This window comes from Acinetobacter sp. YH01025 (genome assembly GCF_013420185.1).
GTDB classification, from domain to species: Bacteria; Pseudomonadota; Gammaproteobacteria; order Pseudomonadales; family Moraxellaceae; genus Acinetobacter; species Acinetobacter indicus.
In genome coordinates this window covers 37,374-50,630 of sequence record NZ_VOYR01000015.1, presented here as the reverse complement: position 1 = coordinate 50,630, position 13,257 = coordinate 37,374, and the positions used below count along the sequence as shown (strand labels likewise).

General features: G+C 42.7%; 12 protein-coding genes. All 12 read left to right on the top strand.

The features are described 5' to 3' along the window. Positions 1-331 (top strand): glycosyltransferase (locus tag FTT89_RS13295; RefSeq protein WP_180172880.1); only part of this gene is annotated, 331 nt, incomplete at its 5' end. Positions 332-333: 2 nt separating this feature from the next. Further along, positions 334-1,563, top strand: coding sequence for a hypothetical protein (locus FTT89_RS13290; protein ID WP_180088204.1), 1,230 nt, complete (start codon positions 334-336; stop codon positions 1,561-1,563). Further along, positions 1,560-2,750 carry a glycosyltransferase family 4 protein gene (locus FTT89_RS13285; protein ID WP_180088206.1) on the top strand — a complete coding sequence of 397 codons (1,191 nt, stop codon included), beginning with the start codon at positions 1,560-1,562 and terminating at the stop codon, positions 2,748-2,750. Before FTT89_RS13290 ends, FTT89_RS13285 begins: the two co-directional genes overlap by 4 nt. Then, the gene (locus FTT89_RS13280) at positions 2,747-3,892 is read left to right on the top strand and encodes a glycosyltransferase family 4 protein (protein WP_180088209.1); all 1,146 of its coding nucleotides are present in this window, start codon (positions 2,747-2,749) and stop codon (positions 3,890-3,892) included. Before FTT89_RS13285 ends, FTT89_RS13280 begins: the two co-directional genes overlap by 4 nt. Further along, positions 3,893-4,501 (top strand): sugar transferase, encoded by a 609-nt coding sequence (locus FTT89_RS13275; RefSeq protein WP_180088211.1) that lies wholly within the window; start codon positions 3,893-3,895, stop codon positions 4,499-4,501. It begins immediately after the preceding gene. Then, a complete protein-coding gene (locus FTT89_RS13270) occupies positions 4,494-5,150 on the top strand; it encodes a NeuD/PglB/VioB family sugar acetyltransferase (RefSeq protein WP_180088213.1) in 657 nt (218 codons plus the stop codon). The genes FTT89_RS13275 and FTT89_RS13270 overlap by 8 nt, the downstream gene beginning before the upstream one ends. 40 nt (positions 5,151-5,190) lie before the next feature. Further along, a complete protein-coding gene (locus tag FTT89_RS13265; RefSeq protein ID WP_180088215.1) occupies positions 5,191-6,360 on the top strand; it encodes a DegT/DnrJ/EryC1/StrS aminotransferase family protein in 1,170 nt (389 codons plus the stop codon). Between the two features lie 140 nt (positions 6,361-6,500). Next, entirely contained in the window at positions 6,501-8,375 is a 1,875-nt protein-coding gene (locus FTT89_RS13260) for a nucleoside-diphosphate sugar epimerase/dehydratase (RefSeq protein ID WP_180088217.1), read from the top strand. A gap of 24 nt (positions 8,376-8,399) precedes the next feature. Next, complete coding sequence (gene galU / locus FTT89_RS13255; RefSeq protein ID WP_180172879.1) at positions 8,400-9,275, top strand: UTP--glucose-1-phosphate uridylyltransferase GalU; 876 nt, start codon at positions 8,400-8,402, stop codon at positions 9,273-9,275. A gap of 18 nt (positions 9,276-9,293) precedes the next feature. Beyond that, complete coding sequence (locus tag FTT89_RS13250) at positions 9,294-10,550, top strand: nucleotide sugar dehydrogenase (RefSeq protein ID WP_180172878.1); 1,257 nt, start codon at positions 9,294-9,296, stop codon at positions 10,548-10,550. Next, the gene (pgi, locus tag FTT89_RS13245; protein ID WP_180172877.1) at positions 10,550-12,214 is read left to right on the top strand and encodes a glucose-6-phosphate isomerase; all 1,665 of its coding nucleotides are present in this window, start codon (positions 10,550-10,552) and stop codon (positions 12,212-12,214) included. Before FTT89_RS13250 ends, pgi begins: the two co-directional genes overlap by 1 nt. After that, the gene (gene galE / locus FTT89_RS13240) at positions 12,207-13,223 is read left to right on the top strand and encodes a UDP-glucose 4-epimerase GalE (RefSeq protein ID WP_180172876.1); all 1,017 of its coding nucleotides are present in this window, start codon (positions 12,207-12,209) and stop codon (positions 13,221-13,223) included. The genes pgi and galE overlap by 8 nt, the downstream gene beginning before the upstream one ends. Positions 13,224-13,257: the final 34 nt, after the last annotated feature.

Here is a 13,257-nt window from a genome sequence, read left to right as displayed (position 1 = left end):
ATTAGAAGTTGAAAGTTATGTGATTTTTACTGGATTAAGAAACGATGTTCCACTGATTTTATTAAGTGTATTTGATATCTTTGTTTTTCCTTCATTGTGGGAAGGACTACCTCTATCTCTTGTGGAAGCTCAATATAGTAAATTAAATTGTTTGGTATCAGATACTATAACTAAAGAATGTAATGTAGGGGGGATTATATTTTTAGAATTAAAAGAGAGTATATGGATAGAAGCACTTACAAACTTCAAAAAAAGTAATTTTAATATTGTTGATGATAAATTTTCAGTTTATAGGAATGTTTTATCATTAAGTAAAATTTATGGTGGATAATTGTGCTTTTATTTGATTTTTTTACTTTTATTCTTTGTCTCATACCAACTTTATTATGTGCATACTCTATCTTTAAAGTTGGAATAAAGCCATTAACCTTAATACAAGTATGTTTTTTTTCAATTTATATTTTTCCCTTATTTTTGGACATAATTTTTACTACACCAAGTTATTATAATTTTCCGGGATTTAATGCTTTTCAAGGTGACTTTTCAGTAGTTATTATATATAATGTTTTTGTTACATTTGTTTCGTATTTTAATTACTTCTTTAGGGGTAAAAATATAATTGATATTAATATAAAAAATAATTTAAATAAAATAGATGTTCTTTTGTTTTTTATATCTTTATTTCCCATATTTCTATTTGCTTTTTCGCCAGATAAAAGTGTCTATGCGGTGTATGGTGGAAATGGCTTAAGAGATTATAATGAGGTTGTAGGTGGTTTTCATGGTTATATAAATATTTCAACATTTTTAAGTGTAATAATATTAGCCTATTTAATAGTTAAAAATTATAATAAAAATTATATTTTTGTTATTTTCTTATTCCTATTAGCATTATTTGATTTTTGGATTAATGGCAAAAGGACTATTGTACTTATATTTCTATTTTTTCTTTCATTATTTTCCATTTTGCAAGCTAGGACATTTAAGTCTTTTATTTTTGTAATATTTTTATCTACTTTGTTTGGTGTTTATAGTAATTGGTATCAAGCAACTGTCAGAGATTTCGGTAATAAAGTAACTTTTGAAGAGAATTATGAAAATGTAAGAATTGATTTTTTTAGAGATCAACGTTTGAAAATGGCAATATATGCAGAAATTAATCCTCACCTAATAAAAATATTACCTAATAGGGGGGATAGTTTTTTATTTAGTGCTACTTTCTTTATTCCACGTGATTTTTGGGAAAATAAACCTTATCCCTATGCACAATATTTCACTTCAGCAATGCTTTATGAAGAGCCCAAATTATGGGGTTGGGGTATGACAACAAGTATTTATGATGAAATTGTTGCTAATATTGGTCTTCTAGGTTTATTGATTATACAGTTTTTAGTGTTTATTTTTTTTAAACTTGTAATGAAAGTTGATTCTAATAATTTTAGGATTTTTTCTATTTTTTTATTTTTAATATTAATGATGGTTCAAATGATTGCATTTATGTTTGCATATATTATTTGGTTTTTATGGTTGCTTAAATTGAAAATGAATCAACGAGTAGTATGAGCTTGAAAAGTATCCTGTATGTCCATGACCACAAATTTATTGATTTTAGTGGTGTTTATTATTCAGAAGGTAAGTTCACAACTGAAGTTTTTTCACGTTATGATGCTTTTAATTCTGATATCAATGTAATTTCAAGAGTTATTGAAAACAAGCAAGGCGATAAACTAAACAAAATATATAACTCGAATATTCATTTTAAACCAGTGAAAGGAGTTAGTTTTTCTTCTATTTTTACTAAATATTTTTTTAAAAATATTACAATAGTTTTACAGGAGATAAAAAAAGCAGATGCATTAATTGTGCGTTTACCTAGTTTTTTAGGTGTTTTTATTTTATTGGTAAATTTATTTTTTAGAAAAAAATATTTTATTGAGCTTGTAGGTGATCCTAAGGAAGCTTTGATAACTTCTAAAAATAAAGTTAGTCTATTATTTAAATGTTTTGTTTATATATTTGCATCTTTAAATAAATTTTTTATAAAAAAATCTGATGGTGTCATATATGTGACTCAGTATGATTTGCAACAAAGATATCCTACAAAAAAATTACAAGCCTATGCATCTAATGTTGAAGTTAATATTAAGCCATTAAGTTTAAGCTTAAATAAATATGCTTTAAAAGATGAAAAAAAAATTAAAATAGGTTTAATTGGATCTTTTAATAATGAGTATAAGGGTATAGATAATGCATTAAAAGCTGTACACTTACTTAAAGAACAGGATTGTATGGTCCAGCTGCATATTTTGGGATCGGGAAAACTTAAAGATCACTATTTAGAAATGGCAAAGGAACTTGAAATAGCCGGCCAAATTTATTTTGATGGGTCTCTTTCTGGTGGAGAAGCTGTTATAAATTGGTTGAAAGATTTGGATTTATATATTCAGCCAAGTCGAACAGAAGGTCTACCCCGGGCTTTAATAGAAGCTATGAGTGTTGGTCTACCTGCTGTCGCAACTAGGGTTGGAGGCATTCCTGAGTTATTACCAGATGAATTTCTTGTTCATTTAGATGATCCAAAAGAGTTAGCTGAAAAAATCGAAATTTTAATTTCTTCGCAGCAATTACGTTATGAGCAAGGTAAGGCAAACTATACTAAGGTTAAAGAATATGATTCTGAACTTCTAAGTATACGCAGAGCGAAATTTTGGAATCAGGCTAAAGCTATTGTGGAGAAGGACTTAAAATGAGCAAATTTCTAATTATCTCCAGTTTCCTCCCCTCAGTGCTTAACTTTCGCGGAAAACTACTGGAAGCTATTCAGCGACAAGGTTTAGAAATCCACATTATTGCACCTGATCTGATTTCATTTGCTGCCGAGCATGAAAAACTCTTAGAACTTGGTTATTTTGTACATGAAGTTTCCATGCAGCGTACAGGTACCAACCCGGTAGCAGACTTAAAAACATTAGGGAGCCTGTATACGCTTATAAAAAAAATTAAACCTGATTATGTTTTATCTTATACGATCAAGCCGGTGATCTATGGAACACTGGCCGCGTGGCTAGCAAAAGTACCGCATCGCTATGCCTTAATTACAGGTCTAGGCTATGCATTTCAAAATGTAGAAACTCAGGGTAAGCGTAGTGTTTTTCAGAAATTGGTTCATGGTTTATACCAGCAGGCATTATCGCGCAGTCATAAGGCATTTTTTCAAAACCCGGATGACTTAAAACTTTTTCAGGATTTAAAGCTTTTAAACGCTCAAACACCTACAGTAGTAGTGAATGGTTCAGGGGTCAATGTTGCCGACTTCAATGTATTGCCATTGCCTGTAACGGCTGATCAAGAAATTAAAATAGCCTTCTTGTTAATTGCACGTTTACTGGTAGATAAAGGTATACGTGAATATGCCGAAGCAGCAAAAATCATCAAACATACATATCCGCATGTAGAATTTAATCTGGTGGGCTGGATTGATGAAAATCCATCGGCCATTCGCCAGCCAGAACTGGATCAATGGGTGGCCAGTAACACATTAAACTACTGGGGAAAACTTTCCGATGTGCGTCCGGCAATTGCAGAAAGCTCAGTTTATGTGTTGCCGTCCTATCGTGAAGGCACCCCCCGTACTGTCTTGGAAGCCATGGCAATGGGCCGGGCAATTATTACTACTGATGCGCCTGGTTGTCGTGAAACTGTTACCGATGGCGATAACGGCTTTCTGGTTGAAGTAAAATCTGTAGAAAGTTTAGTACAGGCAATGGAGAAACTGATTGTTCAGCCAGAGCTTATCGCTAAAATGGGAAGTCGCTCCAGAGAGATTGCCCTTCATAAATACGATGTACATCAGGTAAACGCACATATGATGCAAGAAATGGGTCTGGTCTAAATGCTAAAACGCCTTCTCGATATTATCATCGCCTCCATTGCTTTGATCCTGCTTTCACCACTTTATGCATTTGTTGCGTATAAAGTAAAAAAAAATCTGGGTTCTCCTGTCTTATTTCGCCAAGTACGTCCCGGTTTACATGGCAAACCTTTTGAGATGGTCAAGTTCCGAACCATGAAAGACGCAGTAGATGCACAAGGTAACCTATTACCAGACAGTGAGCGTTTAACCCCGTTTGGTAAAATGTTGCGTTCCAGTAGTCTGGATGAAATGCCAGAGTTATGGAATGTGATTAAAGGCGATATGAGCATTGTCGGGCCGCGTCCATTGCTGATGGAATATTTACCCCTTTATAACGAAGAACAAGCCAAGCGTCATCTGGTACGTCCAGGTATGACTGGTCATGCACAAGTGAATGGACGTAATGCCATAAGCTGGGAAGAAAAATTTAAACTTGATACCTGGTATGTCGAAAATCAATCGGTCTGGTTAGATTTTAAAATTATGCTAAAAACGGTGAAAAAAGTGCTCGCCAAAGATGGCATTAATGAAGCAGGTGAAGCCACAATGACCAAATTTACGGGTAGCAAAGTAGACCATCATGACTGATCTCTATGCTGTTTATGGCGCATCGGGCTGTGGTCGTAGTTTAATGCCGGTTGCCAGAGCACAATTAAAACGCGCTGGTATAGAGGCTGAAATTGTCTTTATTGATGATGGCTTAAGTGTAGAGGCCATAATTAATTCACACCGCGCCATGAACTATGAGGCATTCAAAAAGATAACAGCCGCAAAAAAATATGTGCTCATTGCCATTGCCAATAGTCAGGTTCGTGAAAAAATTGCCCTAAGACTTGAACAGGATTCAATCGCGTTATGGACGGTTCAGGCAGATAATGTGGTGCTAATGGACAATATTGAGCTGGCTGCCGGCGCAGCGCTGAGCCCATTTGTCAGTATTACCTCAAACATCAAAATTGGTAAATGCTTTCATGCCAACTTATATAGTTATGTCGAGCATGACTGTGTGATTGGTGATTATGTCACTTTTGCCCCTGGTGTAAAGTGTAATGGCAATATTCATATTGAAGACCATGCCTATATTGGAAGTGGTGCTGTCATTAAGCAGGGTACCCCAGACCAACCGCTAGTTATTGGTAAAGGAGCTGTGGTGGGTATGGGAGCTGTTGTCACAAAAAGCGTACCACCCGGTGTAACTGTTATTGGCAACCCAGCGCGTATACTTGAAAAGAAGTAGTTTTTAATATTTAAAGAATCAGATTATTCCAGGATAAACCATGCTAAATACTGCCTTTGAACCATGGCCAAGCTTTACTCAACAGGAAGCAGATGCCGTATCTCAAGTATTGCTCTCGAACAAAGTGAACTACTGGACCGGACAGGAATGTCGTGAATTTGAAAAAGAATTTGCTCAATTTGCTGGCACACAATATGCAGTAGCATTGGCCAATGGTACCGTGGCTTTGGATGTAGCCTTGAAAGCCTTGGGAATCGGTGCGGGTGATGATGTGATTGTGACTTCACGTACTTTCCTTGCATCTGCTAGTTCCATTGTGACAGCAGGTGCCAACCCCATTTTTGCAGATGTAGAGCTCGATTCACAAAACATTTCTGCCCGCACCATTGAAGCGGTACTGACTCCAAATACCAAAGCGATTATTTGTGTGCATTTGGCAGGCTGGATGTGTGATATGGACCCGATTATGCAACTGGCAAAAGAAAAGGGTCTGTATGTGATTGAAGATTGTGCACAGGCACATGGTGCCATGTACAAAGGCAAGCCTGCCGGATCAATTGGCCATATTGGTGCCTGGTCATTCTGTCAGGATAAGATTATGACTACCGGTGGCGAAGGTGGCATGGTCACCACCAATGATGAACAGCTCTGGAAAAAAATGTGGTCATATAAAGACCATGGTAAAAATTACGACAGCATTTACAACAAACAGCATCCACCAGGGTTTCGCTGGTTACACGACTCTTTTGGCACCAACTGGCGCATGATGGAAATGCAAGCGGTGATTGGACGTATACAATTACAGCGTATGCCAGAATGGACGCAAAAACGGACTGAATATGCCCAACGTATTTTGAAGGTATTTCAGGACAGTCCGTATTTTAGCGTGCATTATCCGAACAGTGATTATGTCCATGCTAACTATAAGTGCTATGTACAGGTCAATACGGCGCAGTTGCCAGAAGGCTGGTCACGTGACCGGATTATGGCCGAAATCAATGCACTGGGCGTGCCTTGCTTTAGCGGTTCCTGCTCAGAAGTGTATTTAGAGCATGCATTCGATGGTACGCCATGGCGACCTGCACAGCGTTTGGTCAATGCCCAGCAGCTGGGTGAAAGCAGCCTGATGTTCCTGGTGCATCCAACCTTATCGGAAGATAATATTCGCACAACCGAACAGGCCATTGCCCAGGTGATTCAGCGTATATAATTCAATATACGCTACAATAATGTCATATAAAAAATGCATCAACTGATGCATTTTACAAACTGAGTTTAATTTGCAGTTTAATCATTCCAATATTAATAATTGAACTGAGCTGTACTATTCCTATTGAGAAGACACATCAAGTGAAATCCGTCATCCTACCTCTCGTCGAATCCCCTCGTGCTGCCAAATTGGCTTTTCTGGTCATTCTGGATTTCTGTGTATTTCCAGTGCTAATCTGGCTGTGTTATGCCATTCGTCAGTTTGACCTTGGTGCAGAGGTGGTGCCGAATATTCCGTTTGGTTCACTATGGGTCAGTGCAATTGCGGTTATCCTGCTGTTTGTGTTTGGGGTGTATCGCTTTATTGTACGTACCTACAATGAAGTGTTTATGGTCAAGTTGGGCCTGGCGACTTTCCTGGCAGTGGTGGGACTCTATGCCTTGGCCTATTTAACAGATGCTTTTATTCCAACCTCAATTCCGCTGATGTTCGGCTTTATGATGTTCGCCTGGGTGTGGTTTAGCCGAGGAATCATCCGTTTTATTGTCCGTTCTTATGTGCAGGCGGGTATCCCAAAAAAACGCATCGCGATTTATGGGGCAGGTAATGCCGGTCAGCAGGTGGCCGCGACCTTAAACCGCTCTAATGAACATTTACCCATTTTCTTTATTGATGATAATCCGTCTTTAAGTGGACAGAATATTGGCGGTATTGATGTCTATTTGCCGGAAACAGCACTTAAATGTTTTGCCAAATTGCGGATTGATGAAATCCTGATTGCGCTGCCTTCTGTGGGGCGTAGCCGCAAAAGTGAAATTGTCAAATTTCTGGAACCGGCACATTTAAAAATTACTGAAATTCCGGGGCTGACCAAACTGGTGGATGGTGAAATCCGCGTTTCCGATATTCAGGAGGTTGATATTATTGACTTGCTGGGTCGTGATCCGGTGCCGCCTGTGGCAGAGCTGCTGGAAAAAAATATTAAAGACAAAGTGGTGATGGTCACAGGTGCCGGTGGTTCAATTGGTTCCGAATTATGCCGTCAGATTATTAAAAACCAGCCACAGAAACTGGTGATTTATGAGCTGACCGAATTTGCCCTGTATAGCATTGATAAAGAACTGCGTCTGGCGTCCAATGTCGAAATTATCCCGATTCTGGGTACGGTTCTTGATCAGGCCAAACTGGAACGGATTATTGAACAGTATGAGGTGCAGACGGTCTATCATGCGGCGGCGTATAAGCATGTGCCGCTGGTAGAATGTAACCCGATTGCTGGTCTGAAAAATAATGCGATTGGCACCGCCTTTAGCCTGAATGCTGCGGTGAAAAATGGCGTTGAAACCTTTGTGCTGATTTCGACCGACAAAGCGGTGCGTCCGACCAATGTCATGGGTGCATCAAAACGTATGGCCGAGCTGTACTGTCAGGCCATGGCGGAAGCGCAGGACCAGACCCAGATCAGTATTGTACGTTTTGGGAACGTGCTCGGTTCATCCGGTTCTGTGGTGCCATTATTTAAACAGCAGATTGCCAAGGGCGGCCCGATTACTGTGACCCATCCGGATGTGACCCGTTTCTTTATGACCATTCCTGAAGCCTCACAGCTGGTAATTCAGGCCGGTGCCTTGGGTCATGGTGGTGATGTGTTCCTGCTGGATATGGGCGAGCCGGTACGGATTCAGGATCTGGCCCGTCAGATGATTGCGCTGAGTGGCCTGAAAGTTCGTGAAGCCGACAGTCAGGACGGCGATATTGAAATCCAGTACTCCGGTTTACGTCCTGGTGAAAAACTTTACGAAGAATTACTGATTGATGCCGATAATACCGAAGTGACGCAACACAGCCGGATTTTACGTTCTTATGAAAAAATGTATCCTCTGGATGAGTTATTGCAGGTCTTTGAACGCTTCAATGATTTAACCGCGGTGCAATCGGATATTGATTGGGCATTAAGCCAGCTGGAGCACTATGTTGATGGCTATCAGCGTGGTAAAGAAGTCAAAGTAAATTAAAATATTGAGATTAGGTCAAAGCAGATGATTAAGAAGGCGATTTTACCCGTTGCAGGTTTGGGTACCCGTTTTTTACCAGCCAGTAAATCTATTCCTAAAGAGATGGTGACCGTGGTCGATCGTCCAGCGATTGAATATGTGGTGCGTGAAGCGGTTGCTGCCGGTATTGAGCAGATTATTCTGGTTACACATTCTTCCAAAGCTTCAATTGAAAACTACTTTGACCGTAACTTTGAATTGGAAACCACATTAGAGCAGAAGCAAAAGTGGGATTTGCTAAAAGAAATTACCGAAATTCTACCACCGCAGGTCAGCGTGGTTAGTGTGCGTCAGCCACAGCCACTGGGCCTGGGTCATGCGGTGCTGTGTGCCAAAGACATTGTCGGTGATGAGGCTTTTGCCGTGTTACTGCCAGATGTACTGGTCAAAGATCAGGCAGAAAAAAATGATCTGGCCTTGATGATTGAACGTTTTAATGCCACACAGGCGGCGCAGATTATGGTTGAGGCCGTGCCGGAGCATCTGGTCGATCAGTATGGCATTGTGGATGTTGCCGCTGCACCTGCAGAAGGTCAGAGTGCGGCCATGCAGGGGATTGTCGAGAAACCGGCGGTCGGTACTGCACCTTCTAATCTTTCCGTGATTGGGCGTTATGTATTGCCGGCCAAAATTATGCAGCTATTGGCCACCACACCGAAAGGGGCCGGGAATGAAATCCAGCTGACCGATGCCATTGCCGCATTACAGCAGCTGGAAACCGTCGAAGCCTACCGGATGAAAGGCCAGACCTTTGATTGTGGCAGCAAACTGGGTTACTTAAAGGCGGTCTTGCATTACGGGGTGGACCATCCAAGTTTAGGTACAGCATTTAAACAGTTGATTCAAGAGCTTAAAGACTAATACGGGGCAGAGGTCAGCATGAAGGTTGCAGTTTTTGGTCGAACGCTTTATGCCGGGGTGATGGCGGCGCTATTGGCAGAATGTGGGCACAAGGTCTATTGGTGTGACATTTTTGAGCAAGATAGCCCGGAAGCGCCTGATTTTCAGGATGAGGCGGTCAACCGGCTGCTGCAGCAGCAACATGCGCAAGGCTTTCTGCATTACTGTAGCCTGAAAGAGCTGGGGCTAGAGATGGATGTCTATCTGTTTAGCCTGAACCCGGCTGAAGAGCCACTACTGATTGAATTGTTGCAGCAGCTCCAGCAGCGCCCGATCATTCATCCGAAACTGATGATCAATGCTTCAACTTTAGGTCTGCAGGGGACGGCACGTTTGAAACAGCTACTACCTGAAGATGACTGGGTGTATCTGCCAGATATGAGTCAGGAAGGGAATGCGCTGGCCAGTATTACCCAGGCGGAACAGCTGACTGTGGGCTGTATGAACCCGCAGGTGCAGAGCAAAGTGCAGGAATTTTTACGTCCTTTATTCCCGCGCAAGCAGCAATACCTGTTTATGCCGGTGCTGGATGCGGAATTTACCAAGCTGAGCATTTCCGGCATGCTGGCGACCCGAATCAGTTATATCAATGACTTGGCTGTGGTGGCAGAAAAACTGGGCATTGATATTGAACATGTGCGCCAGGGCATGGCGGCGGATAGCCGGATTGGCGCGTCCTATATGTATCCGGGCGCCGGTTTTGGCGGAGAAAACTTCTCGCATGATGTCCTGACCCTGGCCAATACCGTGTCAACCACCGGGGTCAAAAGTCAGCTTTTAGCCCAGGTCTGGGAAATTAACGAGCAGCAAAAAGAACTGCTGTTTCGCAAACTGTGGAACTATTATCAGGGTGATTTAAAAGGCAAAACCATTGCCATCTGGGGTGCAGCCTTTAAGGAAAATACTTCACGCGTGCACCATTCACCCATTCACGCCATGCTCAAGGCGCTGTGGGCGCAAGGGCTTAAGGTTAAGTTACACGATCCGCAAGCCTTGCCGGAAATTCAGGCATTGTATGGCGAACGCGATGATCTGATCTTGTGTCAGGACCAGTATGAAGCTGTTAAAGACAGCCATGCGCTGTGCCTGTTAACCGCCTGGAAACATTACTGGAGTCCGGACTATAAAACCCTGCTCAACAGTATGCAGCATCCACTAATTTTAGATGGCCGTAATATCTATGATCCGCAATTTGTCAAAGCGCAAGGCTTTGCCTATATGGGAGTAGGACGCTAATGAGCAGTTCAGCAGCGGTACATACGCGTGATTCACTGTTATTACAGTTACAGACTTTAAAAAATCAGTTTGAACAGTGCCATTTAACCGATTTATTTGCACAGGATGCGCAGCGTTTCGAGCACTTCTCCGTACGTTTAAAATCGCTGGTTTTCGATTATAGCAAGCAGCGGATCGATGCCGAAGTACTGGCGCAGCTGATTCGCTTTGCTGAGGCACATGACTTATCGGGCTGGATCAACACCCTGTTTTCCACCGACCCGATTAACTATACCGAACAGCGTGCAGCCATGCATTGGGCGCTGCGTTTGCCAGAACAGGACAGTACTCATCCGGAACTGGCACAGCAGGTACAGACCCAGCTACAGCGAATGTATCAGCTGGTGGAAAAAATTCATGCCGGGCAGTGCCGCGGTGCCACCGGTGAAGTAATTCAGGATGTGGTCAATATTGGCGTCGGCGGTTCAGATTTGGGGCCTTTGATGGCGACTCAGGCGCTGTCCGATTTTAAACATTCAAGTGCCAAGCCGCTGAGCGTACATTTCGTTTCGACCATGGATGGCAGCCAGCTCTCGGATCTGCTGCATAAGCTGCGTCCGGAAACCACGCTGTTTATTATTTCCTCTAAATCTTTTGGCACCATTGATACCTTGTCCAATGCACAAACCGTCCGTTTATGGCTGGAAAAAGCCTTGGGTAAACAGGCCCGTGTATTACAGCATCATTTTGTTGGGGTCTCGACCAAGCCCGATAAAATGACCGCATGGGGCATCGCGCCAGAAAACCAGTTCCTGCTGTGGGATTGGGTCGGTGGCCGTTATTCACTCTGGTCCTGTATCGGCTTGCCAATTGCGCTGATTATTGGCGTGGAAGGCTTTAAAGCCTTTCTGGCGGGTGCCTATGCGGTGGATCAGCATTTCCAGACCACACCCTTTGCACAGAATATTCCGGTGTTGATGGGTCTGCTCGGCATCTGGAACAATAATTTCCTGGATATTCAGACCCATGCAGTTTTGCCCTATGATGGCCGCTTAAAATATTTTGCCTCTTATCTGCAGCAGCTGGAAATGGAGTCGAATGGTAAATCGATTCAGCGCAGTGGCGACGCGGTTGAACTGGATACCTGTCCAATTGTCTGGGGTGAAGTGGGACCGAATGCCCAGCATGCGTTTTATCAGCTGCTACATCAGGGCACACAGGCGGTCAGCTGTGATTTTATTGCCCCGGTCAAACGCTACAATGCCAACCAGTTTACCTATGCCGAAAGTGCAGAGGCGCTGGTCGAACAGCACCATCTGGCCCTGTCTAACTGTCTGGCGCAATCACGCTTACTGGCTTTTGGTAATCAGGCGCTAGATCAGGCCGAGCTGGCCAGTCTGCCACCGTATAAGCAATATGCCGGTAATCAGCCGAGTTCAACTTTCCTGATTCAGGAATTGAATCCGTATAGCTTGGGGATGCTGATTGCCTTGTATGAGCATAAGGTCTTTGTCCAGTCGGTAATCTGGAATATTAACCCCTTTGATCAGTGGGGCGTGGAAAAGGGTAAGGAAATTGCCAATCAGCTGTTGCCAATTTTAAATGGCCAGCAGCAGGATGTATCGGCACTGGATGCTTCGACACAGGGTTTATTACAAATTTTATTGGGAAAATCAGATGGCTAATATTCTGGTTACCGGTGGAGCCGGTTATATCGGTTCGCATACCTGTCTGGAGCTGCTCAATGCCGGGCACCAGGTGGTGGTGCTGGATAACCTGTCGAACAGTTCGGCAGAATCATTACAACGGGTACAAGCACTGACCCAGAAAAGTCTTCATTTTATTGAAGGGGATATTCGGGATGGTGCCGGTCTGGATCAGCTGTTCCAGCAGCACCAGATTGATGCGGTGATTCATTTTGCCGGTCTTAAAGCGGTGGGGGAAAGTCAGCAAATTCCACTGGCTTATTTTGAGCATAATATTGCCGGGTCTATCAGCCTGGCGCAGGCGATGCAACGCGCAGGGGTGTTTAAACTGGTCTTTAGTTCCTCTGCAACGGTGTATGATGAAGCTAATACCTCTCCTTTAAATGAAGAAATGCCCACCGGGATGCCAAGCAACAATTATGGCTATACCAAACTGATTATTGAGCAGTTATTGGAAAAACTGGCGATTGCAGATGAGCGCTGGTCAATTGCCTTATTGCGCTATTTTAACCCAGTCGGCGCACATAAAAGTGGTCAAATTGGTGAAGATCCGCAAGGGATTCCAAATAACCTGATGCCTTATGTGACCCAAGTAGCTGTCGGTCGTCGTGAAAAACTTTCAATCTTTGGTAGCGATTACGATACCGTCGATGGCACAGGCGTCCGCGATTATATCCATGTGGTGGACCTGGCCAATGCACACTTATGCGCACTGAATAACCGTTTAAATGCCCAGGGCTGTCGTGCCTGGAATATTGGAACCGGAAACGGGATTTCCGTGTTGCAGGTGAAAAATACCTTTGAACAGGTCAATGGGGTACAGATTCCATTTGAACTGGCACCGCGCCGGGCGGGCGATGTGGCAACCTCTTTTGCAGACAATCGGCGTGCTATTGCCGAGTTAGGCTGGCAACCACAGTATGGTCTGGAAGATATGCTGGCTGATAGCTGGAACTGGCAAAAACAGAATCCCAATGGCTATCGTTAAGTAGGTTCAGATCCTCGTACAATAAAAAAATGGA

Excerpts from the sequence above, each read along its gene's own strand:
- FTT89_RS13285 (WP_180088206.1), top strand. The coding sequence starts at position 1,560 with ATGAGCTTGAAAAGTATCCTGTATGTCCATGACCACAAATTTATTGAT.
- FTT89_RS13280 (WP_180088209.1), top strand. The coding sequence starts at position 2,747 with ATGAGCAAATTTCTAATTATCTCCAGTTTCCTCCCCTCAGTGCTTAAC.
- FTT89_RS13275 (WP_180088211.1), top strand. The coding sequence starts at position 3,893 with ATGCTAAAACGCCTTCTCGATATTATCATCGCCTCCATTGCTTTGATC.
- FTT89_RS13270 (WP_180088213.1), top strand. The coding sequence starts at position 4,494 with ATGACTGATCTCTATGCTGTTTATGGCGCATCGGGCTGTGGTCGTAGT.
- FTT89_RS13265 (WP_180088215.1), top strand. The coding sequence starts at position 5,191 with ATGCTAAATACTGCCTTTGAACCATGGCCAAGCTTTACTCAACAGGAA.
- galU (WP_180172879.1), top strand. The coding sequence starts at position 8,400 with ATGATTAAGAAGGCGATTTTACCCGTTGCAGGTTTGGGTACCCGTTTT.
- FTT89_RS13250 (WP_180172878.1), top strand. The coding sequence starts at position 9,294 with ATGAAGGTTGCAGTTTTTGGTCGAACGCTTTATGCCGGGGTGATGGCG.
- pgi (WP_180172877.1), top strand. The coding sequence starts at position 10,550 with ATGAGCAGTTCAGCAGCGGTACATACGCGTGATTCACTGTTATTACAG.
- galE (WP_180172876.1), top strand. The coding sequence starts at position 12,207 with ATGGCTAATATTCTGGTTACCGGTGGAGCCGGTTATATCGGTTCGCAT.